The 20,229-nt window shown below is 72.9% G+C and carries 16 protein-coding genes; 9 read left to right on the top strand and 7 right to left on the bottom strand.

All coding sequences use genetic code 11. The features are described from left to right. The first annotated feature begins 90 nt into the window (after window positions 1-90). The 5 genes from QQ657_RS08570 (at window position 91) to QQ657_RS08590 (ending at window position 9,301) form a co-directional block, all read left to right on the top strand. On the top strand, window positions 91-1,017 hold the full coding sequence (locus QQ657_RS08570) for a ferredoxin family protein (RefSeq protein WP_284741557.1): 927 nt from the start codon (window positions 91-93) through the stop codon (window positions 1,015-1,017). 228 nt (window positions 1,018-1,245) lie between these two features. Then, window positions 1,246-3,021, top strand: a complete 1,776-nt coding sequence (locus QQ657_RS08575) for a serine/threonine-protein kinase (RefSeq protein ID WP_284741558.1) — start codon at window positions 1,246-1,248, stop codon at window positions 3,019-3,021. A gap of 78 nt (window positions 3,022-3,099) precedes the next feature. Then, complete coding sequence (locus QQ657_RS08580; RefSeq protein ID WP_284741559.1) at window positions 3,100-4,281, top strand: right-handed parallel beta-helix repeat-containing protein; 1,182 nt, start codon at window positions 3,100-3,102, stop codon at window positions 4,279-4,281. Next, window positions 4,278-5,069 carry an FHA domain-containing protein gene (locus QQ657_RS08585; protein ID WP_284741560.1) on the top strand — a complete coding sequence of 264 codons (792 nt, stop codon included), beginning with the start codon at window positions 4,278-4,280 and terminating at the stop codon, window positions 5,067-5,069. The genes QQ657_RS08580 and QQ657_RS08585 overlap by 4 nt, the downstream gene beginning before the upstream one ends. Continuing rightward, window positions 5,066-9,301 carry an Hsp70 family protein gene (locus QQ657_RS08590; RefSeq protein ID WP_284741561.1) on the top strand — a complete coding sequence of 1,412 codons (4,236 nt, stop codon included), beginning with the start codon at window positions 5,066-5,068 and terminating at the stop codon, window positions 9,299-9,301. Before QQ657_RS08585 ends, QQ657_RS08590 begins: the two co-directional genes overlap by 4 nt. Here QQ657_RS08590 and QQ657_RS08595 read toward each other — a convergent pair. Together QQ657_RS08595 and QQ657_RS08600 are read right to left on the bottom strand one after the other, a co-directional pair. Next, the gene (locus QQ657_RS08595; protein ID WP_284741562.1) at window positions 9,291-9,698 is read right to left on the bottom strand and encodes a hypothetical protein; all 408 of its coding nucleotides are present in this window, start codon (window positions 9,696-9,698) and stop codon (window positions 9,291-9,293) included. The genes QQ657_RS08590 and QQ657_RS08595 overlap by 11 nt on opposite strands. A 9-nt stretch (window positions 9,699-9,707) precedes the next feature. Then, window positions 9,708-10,106, bottom strand: coding sequence for a MerR family transcriptional regulator (locus tag QQ657_RS08600; RefSeq protein ID WP_284741563.1), 399 nt, complete (start codon window positions 10,104-10,106; stop codon window positions 9,708-9,710). Between the two features lie 98 nt (window positions 10,107-10,204). Between QQ657_RS08600 and QQ657_RS08605 the strand changes: the two genes are divergently transcribed. Then, complete coding sequence (locus QQ657_RS08605; RefSeq protein WP_284741564.1) at window positions 10,205-11,311, top strand: oxidoreductase; 1,107 nt, start codon at window positions 10,205-10,207, stop codon at window positions 11,309-11,311. A 34-nt stretch (window positions 11,312-11,345) separates the two neighbouring features. Further along, window positions 11,346-12,293, top strand: coding sequence for an NAD(+)/NADH kinase (locus tag QQ657_RS08610; RefSeq protein WP_284741565.1), 948 nt, complete (start codon window positions 11,346-11,348; stop codon window positions 12,291-12,293). Window positions 12,294-12,313: 20 nt separating this feature from the next. On the opposite strand, the gene QQ657_RS08615 is transcribed toward QQ657_RS08610, so the two are convergent. The 3 genes from QQ657_RS08615 to QQ657_RS08625 form a co-directional block, all read right to left on the bottom strand. Further along, window positions 12,314-12,991, bottom strand: coding sequence for a hypothetical protein (locus tag QQ657_RS08615; RefSeq protein WP_284741566.1), 678 nt, complete (start codon window positions 12,989-12,991; stop codon window positions 12,314-12,316). Beyond that, a complete protein-coding gene (locus QQ657_RS08620) occupies window positions 12,988-14,247 on the bottom strand; it encodes a hypothetical protein (RefSeq protein ID WP_284741567.1) in 1,260 nt (419 codons plus the stop codon). The genes QQ657_RS08615 and QQ657_RS08620 overlap by 4 nt, the downstream gene beginning before the upstream one ends. 100 nt (window positions 14,248-14,347) lie before the next feature. Further along, the gene (locus tag QQ657_RS08625) at window positions 14,348-17,158 is read right to left on the bottom strand and encodes an AbfB domain-containing protein (protein ID WP_284741568.1); all 2,811 of its coding nucleotides are present in this window, start codon (window positions 17,156-17,158) and stop codon (window positions 14,348-14,350) included. Between the two features lie 179 nt (window positions 17,159-17,337). Here QQ657_RS08625 and QQ657_RS08630 point away from each other — a divergent pair, with 179 nt between their 5' ends. Next, window positions 17,338-17,655, top strand: a complete 318-nt coding sequence (locus QQ657_RS08630; RefSeq protein ID WP_284741569.1) for a hypothetical protein — start codon at window positions 17,338-17,340, stop codon at window positions 17,653-17,655. Between the two features lie 283 nt (window positions 17,656-17,938). On the opposite strand, the gene QQ657_RS08635 is transcribed toward QQ657_RS08630, so the two are convergent. After that, window positions 17,939-18,571: a CoA transferase subunit B gene (locus tag QQ657_RS08635; RefSeq protein ID WP_284741570.1), complete on the bottom strand. Its 633-nt coding sequence runs from the start codon at window positions 18,569-18,571 to the stop codon at window positions 17,939-17,941. Window position 18,572: 1 nt separating this feature from the next. Next, window positions 18,573-19,343: a CoA transferase subunit A gene (locus QQ657_RS08640; protein WP_284741571.1), complete on the bottom strand. Its 771-nt coding sequence runs from the start codon at window positions 19,341-19,343 to the stop codon at window positions 18,573-18,575. A gap of 104 nt (window positions 19,344-19,447) precedes the next feature. On the opposite strand from QQ657_RS08640, the gene QQ657_RS08645 reads away from it, so the two are divergent. Further along, window positions 19,448-20,212: an IclR family transcriptional regulator gene (locus tag QQ657_RS08645; protein WP_284741572.1), complete on the top strand. Its 765-nt coding sequence runs from the start codon at window positions 19,448-19,450 to the stop codon at window positions 20,210-20,212. Window positions 20,213-20,229 lie beyond the last annotated feature (17 nt).

Below are 20,229 nucleotides of genomic sequence, written 5' to 3' on the forward strand. Positions count from 1 at the left end.
GATCGGGTGTGGTGGTCGCCGAGCCCGTCACATCAGGGGGGTTGACGCGCGCGTATTCGGGTACGCTTAGGCATGCCTAAGTCAGAGGTGATGGCTGAGGCGGGAATCTGCTCTCCCGGCCGGACCGCGGTGCCCGCGTGCGCCGCGCTGACCCGTGACCTCGGCGGCGAGCCCGCCGGGACCGCCGCGCGCATGACGTCGTGGCTGCTCATCGAGCAGCCCGGTTCCTGGGCGCCCGACGCGCTCGAAGACGTGCTGGCCGAAGCACTGCCCGCCGCGAGCCTCGACGCCGCCCGTGACGCCGGCCTCCGGCCCCTGCTCATCCGCAAGCCCGGCCGCCACGCGCGCGTCCCCGGTGCCCCGCGCGCGGTGTACGTCGCCAGCGGCCGGCCGGGGCACCGCTGGCTCGAACGGCTCGACGTCGCCGACCTCGGCGAGCTCGCCCACCTCGATCTCGAAGCCGTCGCCGCGGGCCGCCGCGGGCACGGCGAGCCGGTGTCCGGGCCGCTCTTCCTCGTCTGCACGCACGGCAGCAAGGACATGTGCTGCGCGGTTTTCGGCCGCCCGGTGGTGGCCGGGCTGGCGCAGAACCACCCCGGCCAGGTCTGGGAGGTCAGCCACGTCGGCGGCGACCGCTGGGCCGGCAACCTGCTGACGGTGCCCGACGGCTACCTCCACGGTAGCCTCGCGGTGACCGAGGCCGAGCTCGTCGCCAAGGAAGCGCTGAGCGGGAACGTCCGCCTGGAGCACCTCCGCGGCCGGACGTCCGCGGAGAGCCCGTGGTCGCAGTTCGCCGAGATCGAGATCCGCGCCCGCACCGGCCTGCGCGGGCTCGACGCGGTGCTGGCGACCGACGAGGAACCCGGCGGCGACGTCCGGAAGGTGCTGGTGACCGGGGGAGCCCGGCGGTACGAGGTCGTCGTCCGCCGGCTGCCGTCGATCGCCTCGGGGCACAGCCGCTGCTCGGCGCGAGTCGTGCTGGCCGGGTTCGAGACGGAGTCGGTCCGCGAGGTCTGACTTCCGGGACCGGTCCCGGGCCCCGCGATACAACGACGCCGCGGCCCCGGCACCGCCGGCCAGGGCAGGTCGTCCGGATCCACCGGAAGCACAGCGCCGTCGCCGACGGACTGTGGTTCCTGACCGTCTTCTGGAGTGGCCGGGGCAATCCGGGGGAGAACCGGTTCGGCCCGCCGCCGGAGTGACGCGGGGTCAGCGGGCTGTCACGGCGTTTCGTAGACTGCCCGCGTGGGCAACGGGCGCGTCGTGGCCGGCCGCTACCGGCTGGAAGAGGAGCTCGGCCGGGGTGGCATGGGCGTCGTCTGGCGGGCGGCCGACCTCGAGCTCGGCCGGCAGGTGACACTCAAGCGGTCCCTGGGCGAAGACGCGGGGCAGATCCGGCGCGAGGCGCGGATCGGGGCCGGGCTGCTGCACTCGAACGTCGTCACCGTGTTCGACACGGTCGTCGACGGGGACGCGCAGTGGCTGGTCACCGAATACCTGGCCGCCCGGAGCCTCGAAGAGCTCGTCGACGACGGCGGGCCGCTGCCCGCGGACCGGGTCCGGCGGATCGGCGCGCAGCTCGCCGCGGCGCTCGCGGAAATGCACGCCCGCGGCATCGTCCACCGTGACGTCAAGCCGGGCAACGTCCTGGTGACCGCGGACGACGTCGCCAAGCTGACCGACCTGGGCATCGCGCGCTGGACCGAGGTCACCCGCACCGGCGGCGCCCAGCTCACCGGCACCCTCGGGTACGTCGCGCCGGAGGTGGCCGACGGCGGCGAGGCCGGGCCCGCCTCGGACGTCTTCTCCCTGGGCGCCACGCTCTACGCGGCGGTCGAAGGCCGGTCGCCGTGGGGCTCGGGCGAAGACGGCCCGTTCGCGCAGATGCGCCGCGCCGCCGGCGGACGTCCGGCGCCGGCCGAGCGCGCGGGGCCGTTCGCGCCGGTGCTGACGGCACTGATGGCCCGGCACCCCGCCGACCGGCCGAGCGCCGCCGAGGCGGTCACGTTGCTGACGGAGGACGCGCCGGTGCCGCGGCGGCCGCGACGGCGTCTGCGCCGCCGGCTGCTGGCGGGAGCCGCGGTGGTGGTGGCGGCCGCGCTGGTGGCCGGGTTCGTCCTGATCCGGTCGTCCCCGGCGACCCCCGCCGCGGCCGGGCCGAACACCCTCGGCGCCGACCCGGCCGCGACCGACCCGTGCGCGGCGATCTCGACCGACTCGCTCGTCCCGTTCGGGCAGCCGTTCGTGGACCCCGAGGTGCTGGACTTCGGCACCTGCGTGGTCACGACCACGTTGTCCGACGACTCCGGCCAGGTGCAGACCGTCCTCGCGCTGACCGGCCCGCAGCGGTACCCGACCCGGCCGCCGGTGGCCGGCAAGGTGGGCGAAATCGAGCGTCCCGAGGTGCGCGACGGCAAGTGCGAGCGCGCCATCTCGCTGGCCGACGCCAACCGGATCGTCGTCACCTCGCACCCGGTGGACCGCGCCGAGGACGCGCCGCTGTGCGCCTTCTCGGAGGCGGTGCTGTCCGGCGTGCTGGCCAAGCTCGCCAACGGGCCCCTGCCCGTGCGCGAGCGGCCGTTCCCGGAGTGGTCGCTGGCCCACGTCGACGCCTGCGGCCTGCTCGACCCGGCGACGACATCGGGTGTGCTGGGCCAGGCCAAGCAGCCGGACCGCGAGTTCGGCGGCTGGGGCTGCACCTGGGAGCACGACCCGCGCACGATCACCGTGGAGTACAGCCGGGAATGGCCGATCGAGGCCGACTCGGACGTGCCCGGCGACCGGATCCGCGTGGGCGACCGCAACGCCGTCGTGGCGCCGGTGCCGGGTGGGAAGCCGGAGTGCGCCGTCGAGGTCGTGCACCGCTTCTACACCCCGGTGCTGCCCGTGCTGCGCGGCACCGACCCGCACCGCGAGGAGGTCGTCGTGGTGTCCCTCCAGGACGCCGGGGCGGCCGACGGGAACGCCCTGTGCGCGACCACGCGCTCGCTGGCGGAGGAGCTCGTCCGGCGGCTGCCGTGAACCGGGGACCGGTCCCCGGCGGTCTCGGCTAGACAGTGCATGTCGGGAACGCGGGGAGAGACGGGACGAGAAGTGGCGATGCGGGTGCTGGCCGTGGTGGCGCTGCTCGTGGTGGCCGCGGCCGGTCCGACGGCCGAGGGGGCCGCCGGACCGGTGCCGCGGACCCGGCACGTCGGGCCGCACGGGGAGTACGCCACCGTGCAAGCCGCGGCCGACGCGGCCCTGCCGGGTGAAACGGTCGCGATCGAAGCGGGCACTTACCCCGGTGGGCTGACCATCCGCCACGACGGCGCCCCGGGCCGCCCGATCCGGTTCACCGGCACCGGCGGGACCGCGGTGCTGACCGGCGGCCTGGCGATCGGCGGGCATGGCTGGCTGGAGTTCACCGACGTGACGGTGGCCGGCTCGACCGGCTTCGGGGTGTACGCCGAGGGCGCGCACGACCTCGTGTTCGCCCGCTTCGGCGTCGACGGCTCCCGCGACGGCGGGCTTGTGCTCGTCGGCACGCGGCGGGTGCGCGTCGCGGGCTGCGACATCCGCGGCACCAACTCCCGCGGCACCTCGGCCGACCACGAAGCGCTGAGCATCGCCTCGGGCTCGTCGGACGTCGAGGTGTCCGGCTGTCGCGTGCACGACAACGGCGAGGAAGGCATCGACGTCAAGTACGACGACGGGGCCCGGGTGAAGATCCACCACAACGTCGTGACCGGCAACCGGGGGCCGGACATCTACGTCGACTCATCGTCGGTTGTGGACGTCTACGCCAACGTGGTGAGCGGGACCCGCGAGGCCACCAAGGCCGGGATCGGGCTCGCCGTCGAGGACTACTCGGAAAGCCGGCTGCTCTCCGACGTCCGGGTCTTCGACAACCTGTCCACCGGCAACGCGCAGGCCGGGCTGAGCCTCTGGGTCGAGTCGACCGGGACCATGCGGAACCTGGAGATCGTCAACAACACCTTCGCCGGCAACCACCGCGGCTCGGTGCTCGTCGACGCCGACCGGTTCGCCGGGACGAACACCTTGCGCAACAACGTGTTCGGCGACGGGCCGGTCGACGCCGGGCCGTTCGCCGCCGACCACAACTTCGCCGGTGACCCGGGTTTCGCCGACCCGGCCCGCGGCGACTACCACCTCACCGCGGGCTCGGCCGCGATCGACGCCGGCAGCTCCGACCAAGCACCCGCGTTCGACCTCGACGGCGTCGCCCGGCCCACCGGCGCCGGGTTCGACATCGGCGCCTACGAACGGAAACAGCCGTGACCGCCGGACGCCTCGACCCGCACCGCCGGCGCAGCCTGCGTCACGGCGTCGCCGGCACCGTGCCGGGCACGCTGAGCGCGCTCACCGTCACCGGCGGGGTCGCGGTGCCGCCGTCGCCCGGGAGCCGGGTGACGTTCGGGCGCAACCGGCTGGAGGTCGACGTCTGCGTCGGCGAGGAAGACGTCCGGATCAGCCGAGTCCACGGGCAGCTCGTGCGCGAGCGGGACCGCTGGTGGCTCAGCAACACCGGCCGCTCGCCGATCCGGCTCTCCGACAGCGTCCTGCTGCACCGCGACAGCGAACCGCTGCCGCTGGCCGAGGGCTACACCGCGGTGTTCCTGCGCGGCACGCGCGAGCACGTGCTGGAGCTGCTCGTCTCCGACGGCGACGCCGAGGTCGCCACGCGCCGCCCGACGCAGCCGACGGCGCCGCCGAAACGCTGGCGGCTCTCGCCGGAGGAACACCTCGTGCTGGCGGTACTCGGGCAGCGTTACCTCGGCTACGATCCTCAGCCGTTGCCGCTGTCCCGGCAGCAGGCGGCGGCCGAGCTCGCCGAGCGGCGGCCGCGCGAGAACTGGACGGCCAAGCGCGTCGAGCACCTCGTTTCCCGGGTCCGGCAACGGCTTTCCGACTCCGGGGTGCACGGGCTGCGGCGGGAGGAGGTGGGGGAGCCGGTGGGCCTGACCCTGACCGTGAACCTGCTGCGCGAGCTGGTGCTGTCGACGACGCTGGTGCCGATGGACCTGGAGTGGCTCGAACTCCCCGACCGGCCGATGTTCCCCGGATGACGGCGGCGAAGGTTCGCTCCCTTCGCGACCTGCTCGGCGGCGGCCCGGCCAAGCGGCTGTCCCGCGCCGCGGCACGGCTCGCGGCGGCCTTTCCCGACCCGCCCGTCGGCCCGCCGTCCGATCGGGCGATCCGTGCCTACCGCGCCGCCTTGCGGCTCGCGTTGCGCGTGGACACCGCGCACGCCGAGGAGCTTTTCCTGCGGTACGACCACCGGATCCCGGCGGAGCGCTACCCGCTGACCGCGGCCGACGAGCCGTGGCTGACCGGCCCGGACGTCCCCGCGGCGACGGTCGCGTTCGAGGTGGCGACGCGGCTGGGGCCGCCGGCGTCGCAACTGCGCGCCCGGGACCGGCTGGCCGGACTGCTCACCGGCGCCGCGCCGATCGTGCGCGCCTTCGACCGGTGGCAGGCGCTGGGCGTGCTCGACCTCGACGTCGTGACGCGGGTCCTGCGCGGCTGGTCGTCGCCGGATTTCACGTGCGACGAGCAGATGTGGCGCTTGTTCTTCGAGCACCTGCCGCCGGAGCTGGTGCCGGAGCTGTTCGAGGTCCGGCGGTTCCTGGGGCACGGTTCGGCCGCCGTCCGGCTGGCCGGTACACCGGAGCAGGAACGGCAGGCCTTGGACGTCTGCCTGGCCAGTGCGGAGATCGACGACGTGACGGCGGGGCTGGCCCTGGCGCGTGGACGAGGTGACGACGGCACGGCGCTGTCCGGGCGGCTGGCGGACCTGCTGGCCGAGGCCGGCCGGTACGCCGAGGCGCTCGTGACGTGCCCGCCCGTCCAGGACGAGCGGTCCGACCGCCTGGTGGACCTCTTCGTGGCCGACGCCCACCGGCTGCTCGAAGAAGAAGACGTCGCCGAGGCCGCGCGGCAGCTGCGGCAGGTCCTCGACCACCGTGACCACCCTCGGCTGGCCGAGCTGCGAGCGACGCTCCTCGGCGTGGCGCGCCGGCACTTCGGGGAGCTCCTGCGCCGCGGTGACGACCGGCGCGACGTCCTGCGGGCGTGGAGCCGCGTCGAGGAGGCCGCGGGGGAGCCCGCCCAGGCGGCCGCCCGTGCCGAGGACGGTGGCGAGTTCTTCCGCGCCCACCAGCTCTTCCTGCGCGCCGGCCGGTTCGGCGAGGCGGTCCGGGTGCTGCGCGACGACGACACGCCCGACGCGCTGGCCGCCCGGGCGGAGGCGTGCGAGGCCGGGGGTGACGCGGCCGGCGCGGCGGGGCTGTTCGACCGCGCCGGGCAGCTGGAGCGGGCCGTCCCGCTGTACGTGGCGGCCGGCTGGTTCGCCGCCGCGGCGGACTGCCTGGTGCGGTGGCTCGGCGACGCCGCGGCCGACGACGTCCGGCTGGCCGAATGCCTGCGCCGGACCGGTGACCACGACGAACTCGTGCGCCGCTGCCTCACGGCGGTCGAGGCGCGCGGCACCACGTCCCCGGCCGCGGACGTCCTGCGCGAGCTCGTCGACGACAGCCTGGTGCCGCCGCACCTCGGCACCCGGGTCCGGGAAGCACTCGACGCGCTGGGCGCGCGGGAACGCGCCCGGTTCGAAGAACGCGCGCAGGCGTGGGTCGCCCGGGCCCGCGCTGACGTCGACGCGCGCTACAGCGGCATCTGGGGGTTCGACCTCGGCACCACGACCTGCGCCGCGGCCGTCTACGACACCGAGACACGGCATCCGGTGTTCTGCCCGTGGAAGGGCGAGGTGCACTTCGCCTCGACGGTGAGCCTGGACCGCGACGGCAACGAGCTGGTCGGCCTGCACGGCGAGGAAACGCTCGCGCCGTGGCTGACCGGCCACATCGACGCCGCCAAGCGCAAGATGGGCCGGGGCACGGTCTTCAAGGTCCGCGACCGCACCTTCCGGCCGGAGGAGGTCGCCGCCCGGCTCGTCCGGCACGCCCGGGGCCTGGTCGAGACCTTCCTGGCGGACCGGGTGCGCGAGCGCGTCGCCGATCTGGCTTCCGGCGAGCTGGGCGCGGTGCGCGAGGACTGGCTGTCGTGGGCCGAGCGGAACCACGACCTGCGGCTGGAGCGGCCGCGGGTGGTCGTGACCATCCCGGCCTACTTCACCAACAACCAGAAAGCCGCCACGCGCGCCGCCTGCCGGATCGCCGGGGTCGACCTCGTCCGGCTGATCCACGAGCCGACGGCCGCGTGCATCACCGCCGCGCGCGAACGGCGGCTCGGCGGCGCGATCGCCGTCGTCGACCTCGGCGCGGGCACACTGGACCTGAGCCTGCTCGACGTCGGCGAGAACGTCTACGACGTGCGGCAAGTGGGCGGGGACAGCGGCTTCGGCGGTCAGGACTTCGACACCGCGGTCACCACGGCCTTGGCGAACCGGCTGGAGCGGCGCGGGATCGCGGTGCCGGCGAGCCGGTCGGCGCGGCGGCGCCTGGCGATCGCCGCGGAGAGCCTGAAGATCGAGCTGTCCGCGCGGGAACAGGCCGAGTACGAGCTGCGCGGCCTCGGCGACGGCGACGTCCGCCTGGAGCTGACGCGCGCCGAGCTGGCGGAGATCCTGGCCGGGCAGCTGGCGCACCTGCACGAGATCTGCGCCGGGTTCGGCTCGTCGGTCACCACCCGCCCGGAGCACCTCGTACTGGTCGGCCGGCCGATGTTCTCCCCGCTGGTGCGGGAAACCGTCGAGCGGGCCTTCGGGCTGCGCCGGACCGTGGTGTCCGATCCCCGGACCGCGGTGGCCGGCGGCGCCGCGCTCCTCGGCGCGATGCGCGACGGCTCGCTCGACGACATCGTGCTGCTCGACGTCACACCGCTGTCGCTGGGCATCCGGGTGCACGACGAGCACGGCCGCGAGAGCCTGTCCGAGCTCGTGCCGCGCAACACCACCATCCCGGTGACGCGCTCGGACGTCTTCACCACGCACGCCGACAACCAGTCCGTGGTGCGCGTCGAGATCTTCAACGGCGGCCTCGACCAGGAGTCGAAGATCGGCCAGTTCCTGCTGTCCGGGATCCCGCCCGCGGAGAAGGGCGTGCCCCAGATCGACGTCACCTTCGAGATCGACGCGAGCTGCGTGCTGTCGGTGACCGCGCGGGACCGGGCCACGGGCCGAGCCGGGTCGATCCGGATCGCCGACACCACCCTGCTTTCGCCGCGGGAGGTCGCCGAGCTGACCCGCAGCTACGAACGGCAGCGGGAGATCGAACGGAAGCAGGAGGACCTCGCCGCCCTCCGCGACCGGGTGCGAGAGCTGGCCGCGTCCACAATGGACGACGACACGGACGCGGCGTGGCGGGAGTTCCGGCACCGCCTGGACAGTCACGTTCCCGTGCCCGGCGCGGGTGACGCCGGAGTGCTGGTCGAGATGTTCGGCGAGGCCGGCCGGACCGAGCCGGACCTGAACCGCGCGCGGGAGTCGGTGCGCGAGGCCGCGGTCGCGGCGCTGAGCCACCTCGACCGGCCCGGTGGCGCGCTGGACGCCGACTTCGCCGAAACCACGCGGCTGACCGGCGACCTGACCGCCCGGATGGCCGTGCTGCGCGACCTGGCGACGAAGATCGCCCGCTGGAACGCGGTCCTGGTGCGGCTGGCGCTGGCCGAGCCGGACCCGGTGCGCCGCTTCCGCGCGCACTACGCGGCCGGTGACTACCGGCAGGCACTGGCCGCGCTCGACGAGCCGCCGTCCGCCGTCGACGACCGCCGCCGGTACGCCCGCTGCCTCGCCGAAACCGGCGACGCCGACGGCTACCGGGAGTTCCGCCGGGCCGGACCCGCGGACGTGCCGTGCGTGCCGGTCCTGGTCCGGGTGGGGGCGGATTCCCGCGCCGGGTTCCTGATCTCGGACCGCCTGGTCGGCACCGTCGCGGCGGGGCTCACCGCGGACGCCGTCGTCACCACCGGCGACGGCACGCGGAGTGTGGCCCGGATCCACCTGCCGGACTCGCCGGAGCACGACGTCGCCGTGCTGAGGCTGGCCGAGCCGGTCGGAATCGCCGTGCCACCACTGGGTCATCCCGCGCTCGTGCGGATCGGCGACCCGCTGCGGACGCCCGGCGGAGAAACCGGTCTGGTCGACCGGTTCGGCTCGGCGGCCGGTGCCCGGCTGTTCCACGCCGGGCTGCGGGTGCGGCCCGCCGACGTGGGCGGGCCGGTGCTGGACGAACTCGGTGAGGTGGTCGGCGTCGTGGTGGCCGCGGAGTCCGCCGCGGCGCTCGTGCTCGGCGTCGACGCGCTCGTGCCGTTGCTGGCGGAAGCGGGTTTCAGTCGCTGAAGTCGCCGTTGAGCGACTGGGTCGACTCGCCGTCCCCGCTGCCGCGGCTCTGGCCCCAGGGCTGTCCGTCCACTGTGGCCGTCGCGTTCACTTCGCCGCCGCCGGAGCGCATGACGATGTTGTAGACGTGCTTGCCGCTGTGGGGCGCGAAGTCGAACGTGTGGCTCCAGGGAAGCTTGACGTTCTTCTCTTCCATCGTTTCGCCGTCGATGGTGTAGGTCAGCGTGGTGAGGACGGCCGTCCCCTCGATCTTGATCTCGAGCTTGTGCGGCTGGGCCGGGGGAGCGCTGGACTCGGAAGGGGCCGGTGTCGCCGGGGCGGGCGACGGCGTGCCGCCGGTACTGGCCGAGCACCCGGCGAGCAGGACGGTGGCGGCGAACGCGGGCAGCAGCCTCATCCCCCGACTTTAGTGCGGCCGGAAGGAGTCCGGTGGGGTTTCGTCGCCATTCGGCGGCTTTGCGCAGGAATCGGCGCCCGCGTTGGTGATGATGATGTCCAGTCTTTCCCGCGCGTCCGCCAGTTCGCGGGCCAGCTTGTCGATCCGGTCGCGTTCGGCGACCAGCAGTTCGAGTGCTTCGGGGGTCGCCCGGCCCGCCCGGACCGACGGCAGGATCGCCTGGATCGACTTGCTCGACAGGCCCGCCGCGTAGAACTGCTGGATCAGCCACACCATCCCGACGCCGGTGTCCGCGTACGTGCGGTGCCCGCCGGCGCTGCGCTCCGGCACGAGCATCCCTTTTTCTTCGTAGTAGCGCAGCGCGCGCACGCTGACGCCGGTCTTCTCGGCGAGCTCTCCGATGCGCATGGGGCCTCCCGGCGTGATCTGCCGCACAAGAACTTGAACCTCACGTCCACGTCAGATTCTAGCCTGGGTGTCAACCCGACCAGGAGGAGCTGGAAATCGTGGAAACCCGTGCCGCACAAGTGCTTTCCCGTCCGATCACCATCGGCGGCCTGACACTGCCCAACCGCGTCGCCATGGCGCCCATGACGCGCGGGTTCTCGCCCGGCGGCGTGCCCGGGGCCGACGTCGCCGCGTACTACGCCCGGCGAGCCGCCGGCGGGACCGGGCTCGTGATCACCGAAGGCGCCTACGTCGGCGACCCGTCCGCCGGCCAGCACGACCTCGTCTCGCGCATGTACGGCGACGACGCGCTGGCCGGCTGGGCTCGCGTCACGAAGGCCGTGCACGACGCCGGCGGGCGGATCTTCGCCCAGCTGCAGCACGTCGGGATGGTCCGCAAGGCCGGGGATCCGCCGCACCCGGAGGCGCCCGCGATCGGCCCGTCAGGCCTGCCGCTTCTCGGTGACGACCTGGGGCACACCATGACGCAGGCCGACATCGACGCCGCGCTCTCGGCGTTCGGCCAGGCGGCCCGCGACGCGGAACGCGCCGGGTTCGACGGCGTCGAACTGCACGGGGCCCACGGCTACCTGATCGACCAGTTCCTGTGGTCGGAGACCAACCGCCGCACCGATCGCTACGGCGGCGGCGTGCGGGCGCGGGCCCGGTTCGCGGCCGAAGCCGTCGCCGCCGTCCGGGCCCGGGTCGCGCCCGGCTTCCCGGTGGTCGTGCGGCTCTCGCAGTGGAAGCAGTCCGACTACGCTGCCCGGCTCGCCGGCACGCCCGAAGAGTTCGGCGTCATCCTCGGAGAGCTGGTCGACGCGGGCGCGGACGCCTTCCACGCCTCCACCCGCCGCTACTGGGAGCCCGCCTTCGACGGTGCCGACCTGAACCTCGCGGGCTGGGCCAAGAAGCTGACCGGGAAGCCGGCGATCACGGTGGGCTCGGTCGGCCTGGACACGGAGTTCACCGCGAGCCTGGCCGGAGCCGGCGCGGGCCGCACCGGGATCGACGGCCTGCTGGACCGCCTGGAGGCCGACGAGTTCGACGTAGTCGCCGTGGGCCGCTCGCTGCTGGCCGACCCGGAGTGGACGGCGAAGGTCCTCGACGGCCGCGAGGACGACGTCGTCCCCTTCACGCCGGAGGCCTTGGGCGTTCTCGGCTGAGCGGGCCGATCGCCGGGCGGCCACAATGGACCGCATGGCAGGTTCGGAGATCACGCGCGTCGGGGTGGTGGCGCACCCGCGGAAGCCGGTGCACGACTCGGTCGAGGTGCTCGTTTCGTACGCCTCGCGCCACGGAGTCGAGCTCGTGGTGCGCGGCACCGACGCGGCGCAGGTCGGGGCGGGCGTGCCGGTGGTGTCCGACGCCGAGTTCGCGGCCGGGGTGGACGCCGTCGTCAGCCTCGGCGGCGACGGGACGATGCTCGGCGCGATGCGGCTGGCCGTCGAGCGGCCGGTGCCGGTGCTCGGAGTGAACTACGGCAACGTCGGGTTCCTGGTCGAGATCTCGCCGTCCGAGCTCGCCGAGGCGCTCGAGCGGGTGCACACGGGCGACTTCGAAATCGAGCCGCACAGCTGCATCGCGCTGGCGGAGGGCGACGCGGCGGCGGTCGCGTTCAACGACGTCGTCGTCGGCGGGGCCGAGCCGGGCGCGACGGTGGAGGTGGACCTGCTGGTCGACGGGGCGCAGTTCGGCTACTACCGCTGCGACGCGCTGATCCTGAGCACCCCGACGGGTTCCACGGCGTACAACTACGCGGCCGGCGGCCCGGTGATCTCCCCGGCGGCGGAGGTGCTGGCGGTGACGCCGGTGGCGTCGATGTCGGGCGTCAGCCGCTCGATCGTGTTGCCGGCCCGCGACGTGGTCACCCTGCGCGCGGCGGCCCGCAGCGCCCCACCGACGGTCCGCGTCGACGGCAACGCGTGGCGGCCGCTGGATCCGGCAACGCCGTTGACGGCGACCCTGCGCCCGGACGCGGCCCAGGTGGTGCGGTTGGATCCCGGGCGGCATGCGCGGCGCAGCCGGGTCAAGCTCAGCCTGCTCGACCTGCCGTTGCGTCCGGAGCAGATGGCCGAGCTGCTGCCACTGGAGATGCGCGAGGACTTGGCCCGCCTGCGCGAACGACGGCAGTTGCCGGAGAACTGACCGTTCTTGCCATGACCCGCCTAGCGACGGCTGGGCGTCGTCGATGGCGGGAGCGAGTACTGCACCGTCCTCCCGTCGCGGAGGCACGTCGCCGGCGAGACCGTCGGCGTGATCGTCGACTCGACCACGTCGCGGCCGCACTCCGGCGGCGGTGGTGCTTCGTCACCGCCGGCCGAGGCGAAGCCGATCACCGCGATCACCGCGCCGGCCGTGACCAGCGCCCCCGCCCCCGCCCACAGCAGGCCGCGGGCCGGGCGGGTGGGCTCGGCAGGCGGCGAAACCCGGGGCCGGGCCACCTCGGTGACCTCGATCGTGAACGGCTCCGAACGTTCCGCCCGGAAGCCCTCCTCGTCGGCAAGGAACCGTTGGTACACCGACAAAGCCGCACTCCGAGTCCGGGTCAGCTCGGCCGGCGCCGCCACCGGGTCGCCGTCCGGGCACAGGAAACCGTGCAGCAACACGAGCGGACGGCCGTACTCGTCCCGGGGCTCGCCGCCGGCCTCCGCCGTGGTCACCGCGTGCTCGGCCCAGACCAGCACTCCATGCGGGGTCGCGGCCGCGCGTGAAGGCACCTCGTCCAGCGGGGTTGCCGTGGCCTCCAGGAACCCGTGCTCCCGCAGGAAACCCGGGACCAGCAGCGCGGAATAGCCGCGCCGCCGGCCGCGGGCGATCAGGAACGGCCACGCCCGGCCCGTCACCAGTCGCCCCAGCGGTCGCCGCCCAGGCGGGACACCGGCAGTTTCGCCTCGAGCACCGCCACCTGCCGCTGCAGCTCGCCGACCACCCGGCGCCGCGCCTGGACGTAGTGCTCCGCCATCCGGTCGGCCTCACCGAGCTTCGCCAGCCGGCCGGCGCGCTCGGCCGGGTCGCCGTACGGGGTCAGCGTGTCGAGCAGCAGCATCAGGCCGGACTCGGCGACCAGACCCGCGCCGAGGCTGGACGCCAGCACCCGCGCGGCGTGCGCCGTGAAGTGGGCGCCGAGCGTCCGCAGCGCCTCGGCCGGGCCCATCCGCAGCCGCCGTTGCGCGGCCGCGAGCAGCTCCGCGCGGGTGGCGCGGTCGAGCGCGAGCTCGGTCTGGCGCAGGATGTCCGGCACCACCACCGACAACGCGGCCTCGACGTTGCCCGGCCGGAACCGGCCGTCGGGCTTCTTGCGGACCACGCCGCCGGAGAAGACGGCGAAGTCGTGGCCGACCGCGGTCACCGGGATCAGCCGGACGATCCGCCGGGCGCTGTGCACCTTGACCAGGTCGGCGAACCCCGGCGTCGCCATCAGCCGGTCACGCACGATCCGCAGCCGCTCGTTCTCGTCCGGGTGCAGGTGGTCGAGCAGGTCCCACTTGGTGATCACGAAGACGATCGGGCTGCGCACCGGCAGCATCGCGTTGATCATCGCGTCGAGGGACGCTTCGAGCATCAGCGCGCCGCGCTGGTCGCCCTGGTCCGCCTGCAGCAGGCGGAACCCGTCGATGATGCCGACGAGCGCGTCGGCCCCGGCGATCGCCTGCAGCAGCGTCGCCTGGGCGGTCGACCCCGGCGCGTCCGGGTCGGTCAGCAGCTCGCCCGGGTACTCGAGGTAGCCCAGCTTGACCACGGGTTCGGTGGCCCCGCCGACGTCGGTCATCACGCTGAACTCGAACTCGCGCAGCTCGCCGCGGGTCGTGCCGCGCGGCCACTCCTCCTGGACGTCGGCCGCCTTGCGGTACCACCGGTTCAGCTCGATCAGCTGCTCGTGCGGCACGCGCAGGTAGAAGCCGCGGTCGCCCGGGGTCTGCAGGCGGCGGTAGATCCCGGTCAGCAGCAGGGTCTTGCCCGAGCCCTGCAGCCCCAGCGTCACGATCCGGAACGCCGGGACGCCGCCGGGCGGCCCGGCGAGCACCGCCGAGGTCCGCTTGCGGCGGCGCCGGCGCGCGAGCAGCACGACCACCAGCACCAGAATGAGAAGGATCAGCACGGCGCCCACGGTTTCTCCCCTTCCGTCATCGAGGACGGAGTCGCGGGGCCGGTCCGGAATACATCGGATTTCCGGCACCCGCGACAACGGGATGGCGGGCTTACGGAGCCCAGGGCGCCGCGACGGTCCAGCTGCTGTCGGCCGTCACCGTCTGGGGACGGTCGGAGCCCGTGCCGCCGCCCGAGGCGATGTAGACCTGCGAGTCGAAGTGCCGCAGGAACGCGCCCGGGATGTTGAGCGACTCGAACGTCACGCCCGTGCCGCCGAGGCCCGGCCGGGTGCAGAACGTCGCGTCCGCGCGCATCAGGGCCGAGCCGTCGTCCGGGGAGTTGCGGACGCGGCCGTCCTGGTGGCGCAGGAACTGCCCGGGGTAGTTCACCGACTCGAAGGAGTAGCACGACGACTCCGCGAGCCCGCGCCGCACGGTGTAGGTGGCGTCCTGCTTGAGCAACGCGCTGCTGCTGCCGGTCACCACCTCGGTGTAGGCGAGACCGCCGGCGTGCCGCAGGTACCGGTCGGTGTACCCCCAGGTCGTCACCCGCAACGACTGCCGCGCGTTGACGGCGAGGGGCACCGAGCTGCGCCACAGCGCCGGCGCCGAGACGTCCCACGTCGCGTCGGCGGCGAAGCTCGTCGCCGTGTCCCACGGGTTCGGGCCGCCGCTGAGGGCGAGGTAGACGTTGTCGTTGTAGTGCCGCAGGTACCGGCCGGGCAGGTTCAGCGACTCGAACGACGTCCCGCCGGCGGCGAGCCCGGGCCGGGAGCACCAGGTGGCGTCGGCGGCGAACGTGCCGCCGGTGTCGCTGTCGATGCGGACCCGGCCGTCGGCGTGGCGCAGGTACTTGCCGGGGAAGTCGACCGACTCGAAGGAGTAGCAGCGCGGGTCAGCGAGCCCCGCGACGGTCCGGAAGGAGGCGTCCTGCCGCGGTCCGTCCGCACTGCCCGTGGTCAGGACGTCGGTGCGGGCGAAGGAATCCGCGTGCCGCAGGTACCGGTCGGTGAACCCGGGCGTGGTCACCCGGAACGACCGGACGTGCCCGAGCGTCAGCGGCACGGCGGCGTTCAGGTTCTTCGACGCGGCGATCAGTTCGGCGTGCGCCGCGCGAACGCGGGCGGTGTCGACCTTCTGCACCCGCCGGTCGTAGGTCAGCAGGCCGTTGTACTCGCCTTCGACGTCGGTGATCTCGGTGTAGACGGACGCCGACAGGCCCTTGGCGGTCATCAGCTGCTTCGCGTCGCGGACCATCCCGGTGTAGCGGTCGTTCAGCTGCGCCGCGCTCGCCATCTGCTCGTAGGCGAAGAAGCCGCCGGTCGGGCTGTACTCGTGGCCGGGGTTGCGCAGGCCGAGACCGCCGAACTCGCCGAGCACCGACACCCGGGTCGCGGACGGCCGGGGCGCGTCCGGGCCGGTGTAGATGTGCCAGTCGATGATGTCGCCGGTGCCGGGGTCACCCTTGGACACACAGCAGTTGAACCCGCTGTGGGCGTTCACCAGCCGGGTCGGGTCGTAGTTCTTCAGGCTGGTCGTGACGCGCCGGGTCTCGTCGAGGTTCCACTCGCCCCAGCCCTCGTTGAACGGCACGTACGTCACGACGGCGGGGGAGAAGCGGTGCTCGTCGACGATCTCGCGTGCCTCGGTCTCGAACTCGGCGATCTGCGCGGGTGTGCGGTTCGAGTCCGCCGTCGGCGTCGACGGGATGTCCTGCCACACCAGCAATCCGAGCCGGTCGGCCCAGTAGTACCAGCGCGCCGGCTCCACCTTGATGTGCTTGCGGACCATGTTGAAGCCGAGTTCCTTGTGCTTCTGCAGATCCGAGGCCAGCGCCGCGTCGGTCGGCGCCGTGTACAGGCCGTCCGGCCAGAAGCCCTGGTCCAGGGTGCCGATCTGGAACACGAACTCGCCGTTGAGCGTCGGCCGCAGCACGCCGTTCACGTTCTTCGTGCCGACCTCGCGCATGCCGAAGTAGCTGACGACCTGGTCGATCGTCGTCCCCGCGGCGTTGCGCAGCGACACGCGCAGGTCGTAGAGGAACGGGTCGTCGGGTGACCAGCGCCGCGCGTTCGGCACGGGCACGGAGAACTCGGTGAAGCCGCCGGTGGCGCTGCCGACGACGGCGCCGCCGGTCATCGACTCGGCGAGCACGGAGTACCCGCCGACGTCCCCGCGGCCGAACACCCGCACGCGCGCGGTGTTGTTCGCCAGGTTCGGGTAGATGTCGACGGAGTAGATCGACGACGGCGCGGTCGGTTCGAGCCAGACCGTCTGCCAGATACCGGAAGACGGTGTGTAGAAGATGTTCGACTGCGTGGTGGCCTGCTTGCCGACGGGCTGCTTCTCGCCGCGGCCGTCGGTCGGGTCGTAGACGCGGACGACGATTTCGTTGGCGCCACCGGTGAGGCGGGCGGTGATGTCGGCCTCGAACCGGTCGTACCCGCCCTGGTGCGAAGCGACCTGGACGCCGTTGACCCAGACGGTGGCTTCGTAGTCGACGGCGCCGAAGTGCAGCTGCACGTTCCGGCCGGCCCACGCCTGCGGCACGGTGAAGGTGCGGCGGTAGAACATGAGGTCGCGGTTGTCGTTGCGCATGATGCCCGACAGCGCCGACTCGACGGGGTAGGGCACGAGGATGCGCTCGGGCAGCGTCTGGCCCAGCGGCGGCGCGGCGTAGCGGTCGACGCTGCCGCCCGCGCCGGTGGCGGGGTTGAGGAACTCCCATTCCCCGTTGAGCGACTGCCAGTCGGGCCGCGTCATCTGCGGCCGCGGGTATTCGGGCAGCGGATCGGTGGTGCTCACCTGCGAAGTCCACGGCGTGGACAGTGGCGGCGGCTTGGGCGCGACGGCGGCGTCCGCCACCGGCGCCAGGGAGATCGTGCAAAGCAGCGCGAGAACCAGGACGGCGAGACGACGCATCGGACTCCCTCAAGCACTACCGCGGGCTCGAAAATCGAACATAACAGGTAACACGGGCAAACGGAATAACTCAGAAACCACCAGACAATCAACACTCGACTGGAGGATTCCGTCGTTCACACGCGCGAGGGTCGGCTGGGGTTGAGTCGCTTCTCGGGCCGGCTGGAGAGGATGGCGTCATGACGGACGAGTGGTACGCGGTGCGGTGCGTCTTCCGGTGGACCGGATCCGAGGGCCGGCCGTACGAGGAGCGGATCACGCTGTGGCAGGCGGCCGACTTCGCCGCGGCCGTGGCCCGGGCCGAGGCGGAGGCCGGGGAGTACGCGGCGGACACCGGGGTGACCTACCTCGGGCTCGCGCAGGCGTACGCGACCGGGGAGGGAGTCCTGCAGTCCGGTAGCGAGGTGTTCTCGCTGCTGCGCGACAGTCCGTTGCCGCCGGAGCAGTACCTGGACCGCCATTTCGACACCGGCTCGGAGCACCAAGGCGTCCTCTGATCAACGCGCCCAGCGCCCGCGCGGTGCTCGGCGGCCCGGGCACCAGGGTGAGCGGGTTCCGGCCCGGGGTGGCGTCGCGGCCAGCGCGGCGATGACAGCACCTCCGGGCGCGCGACCGGGCACGGCGACACCGCCCGGAACGGCGGCGTAACCGCGATTCGCGGCCAGGATCCGGGCGGCGGCAGCGCCGTCCCCGGCCGGACCCCCGCGCCCTCGAGCACCTCTCGTCCGGCCGTACTCGCAGTACAGGGCATCGGGCGCGGCCGCGGAACGGGCCTCCGGATCAGGCCACGCGGATCCGCGGTTCGGTCTGCTTCCGCACCTGCTCGAAGTCGACGCCCGGGGCCAGTTCGACGAGGGACAGTCCGTCCGGCGTCACATCGAGGACGCACAGGTCGGTGATGATCCGCTGGACCACTCCGCGGCCCGTGTAAGGCAGCGTGCACTCCTCGACGATCTTGGGCGAGCCGTCGCGGGCTACGTGCTCCATCAGCACGATGACCTTCTTCGCGCCGTGGACCAGGTCCATCGCGCCGCCCATGCCCTTGACCATCTTGCCGGGGATCATCCAGTTCGCGAGGTCGCCCGCAGCGGAGACCTGCATCGCGCCGAGGATCGCCGCGTCGATCTTGCCGCCGCGGATCATCCCGAAAGACAACGCCGAGTCGAAGAACGACGCGCCCTTCCGAACGGTGACCGTCTCCTTGCCCGCGTTGATCAGGTCCGGGTCGACGGCGTCTTCCTCCGGGTACGGCCCGACGCCGAGGATGCCGTTCTCCGACTGCAGAACGAGTTCGACGTCGTCGGGCACGTAGTTGGGCACCAGGGTCGGCAGGCCGATCCCGAGGTTGACGTAGTCGCCGTCGCGCAGCTCGCCGGCGGCGCGGGCGGCCATTTCGTTGCGGTTCCACGCCATGTCAGCCGGCCTCCGTTCCGGTGCGCACGGTGCGCTTCTCGATCGGCTTGTCCGCGGCCTGCTCCGGCGTCAGCGCCACCACGCGGTGGACGTACGCGCCCGGCAGGTGGACGTCGTTCGGGTCGAGCTCGCCGGGCTCGACCAGCTGCTCGACCTCGGCGATCGTGACGCGGCCGGACATCGCGGCCAGCGGGTTGAAGTTGCGGGCCGCGTCCTTGAAGACGAGGTTGCCGTGCCGGTCGCCGCGCCAGGCGCGGACCAGGCCGTAGTCGGCGACGATCGCGTGCTCGAGGACGTACTCCTTGCCGTCGAAGCTCTGCTTCTGCTTCGGCGGGCTCGCCTTCTCGACGGCGCCGGCGGCGTCGTACTTCCACGGCAGGCCGCCGTCGGCGACCTGGGTGCCGGCCCCGGTGGCGGTGAAGAACGCGGGGATGCCGGAGCCGCCGGCACGCAGCCGTTCGGCGAGCGTGCCTTGCGGGGTCAGCTCGACCTCCAGCTCGCCGCCGAGGTACTGGCGCGCGAACTCCTTGTTCTCCCCGACGTAGGAGGCGACGACCCGGCGCAGGCGGCCGGCGCCGAGCAGGATCCCCAGGCCCCAGCCGTCGACGCCGGCGTTGTTCGAGACCACTTCGAGGTCCGCGGTCCCCGCCTCGAACAGCGCTTGGACGAGAACGGCGGGCACGCCGCACATCCCGAAGCCGCCCACCGCGAGGGTGGCGCCGTCGGGGATGTCGGCGACGGCCTCCGCGGCCGACACGATCACCTTGTCCATGGCCGACATCAGACTGGACGGCTTTTGTGTGGTCAACCAGTGAACGCGTTCTACCAGCGGATTGTTCGTCTCGCGGTCGACTCGGGTGGGGTAGTGTTCACTGAGTGGACGCTCCTGGAGACCTCGTCGGACGGGCCCATCGCGCGTTGCGTGCGGTCGCGGTTCATGAGCCTGGTGGTGCGACGACGACGGCTGTGGCCCGGGAGGCGGGGCTGCCTCGGCCGACTGTGCACCGGTTGCTGATGTCGCTGCAGAGTGTCGGGCTGGTGGAGCGGGAGACCGATCAGTGGGTCTTGGGGCCGGAGCTTTACTTTCTCGGTGTGGCGGCGGCTCGACGGTACGACGTCACCGAGGCGGCGTTGCCCGTGGTTCGGCGGTTGGCGGTGGCGACCGGGGAGAGTGCGTTCTTTTCGGCGCGGCGGGGGGAGGAGACGATCTGCCTGATCCGGGAGGACGGCGCTTTTCCCATTCGGAGTCATGTTCTTTTCGAGGGGGCTCGTTTTCCGCTCGGTGTTGTGTCGGCCGGGATGGTGGTGCTTGCTCATCTGCCTGATCGGGAGGTTGAGGAGTATCTCGGGCGGGTGGACCTCGGGAGTTACGGGCCGCAGCACGATGTTGCCGAGATTCGGCGGCACATCGCGGTGACCCGCGTGAACGGGTATGCGGTGAATCCTGGGCTGGTGGTGGAGGGTAGTTGGGGGTTGGCGGCTGCTGTTTTCGATCAGGGTGGGGTGCCTCGGTGGGCGCTTACTTTGACTGGGGTGGCGCATCGTTTTGGGGCTGAGCGGATTCCTCAGCTGGGGGCGTTGTTGTTGCGGGAGGCTCATGCTCTGTCGGAGACCTTGGCGCGTGGGCAGACTCGTGGTTGAGGCTGCTTGGTGGAGTG

This window comes from Amycolatopsis ponsaeliensis, from assembly GCF_030182635.1.
Taxonomy (GTDB): Bacteria; Actinomycetota; Actinomycetes; order Mycobacteriales; family Pseudonocardiaceae; genus Amycolatopsis; species Amycolatopsis ponsaeliensis.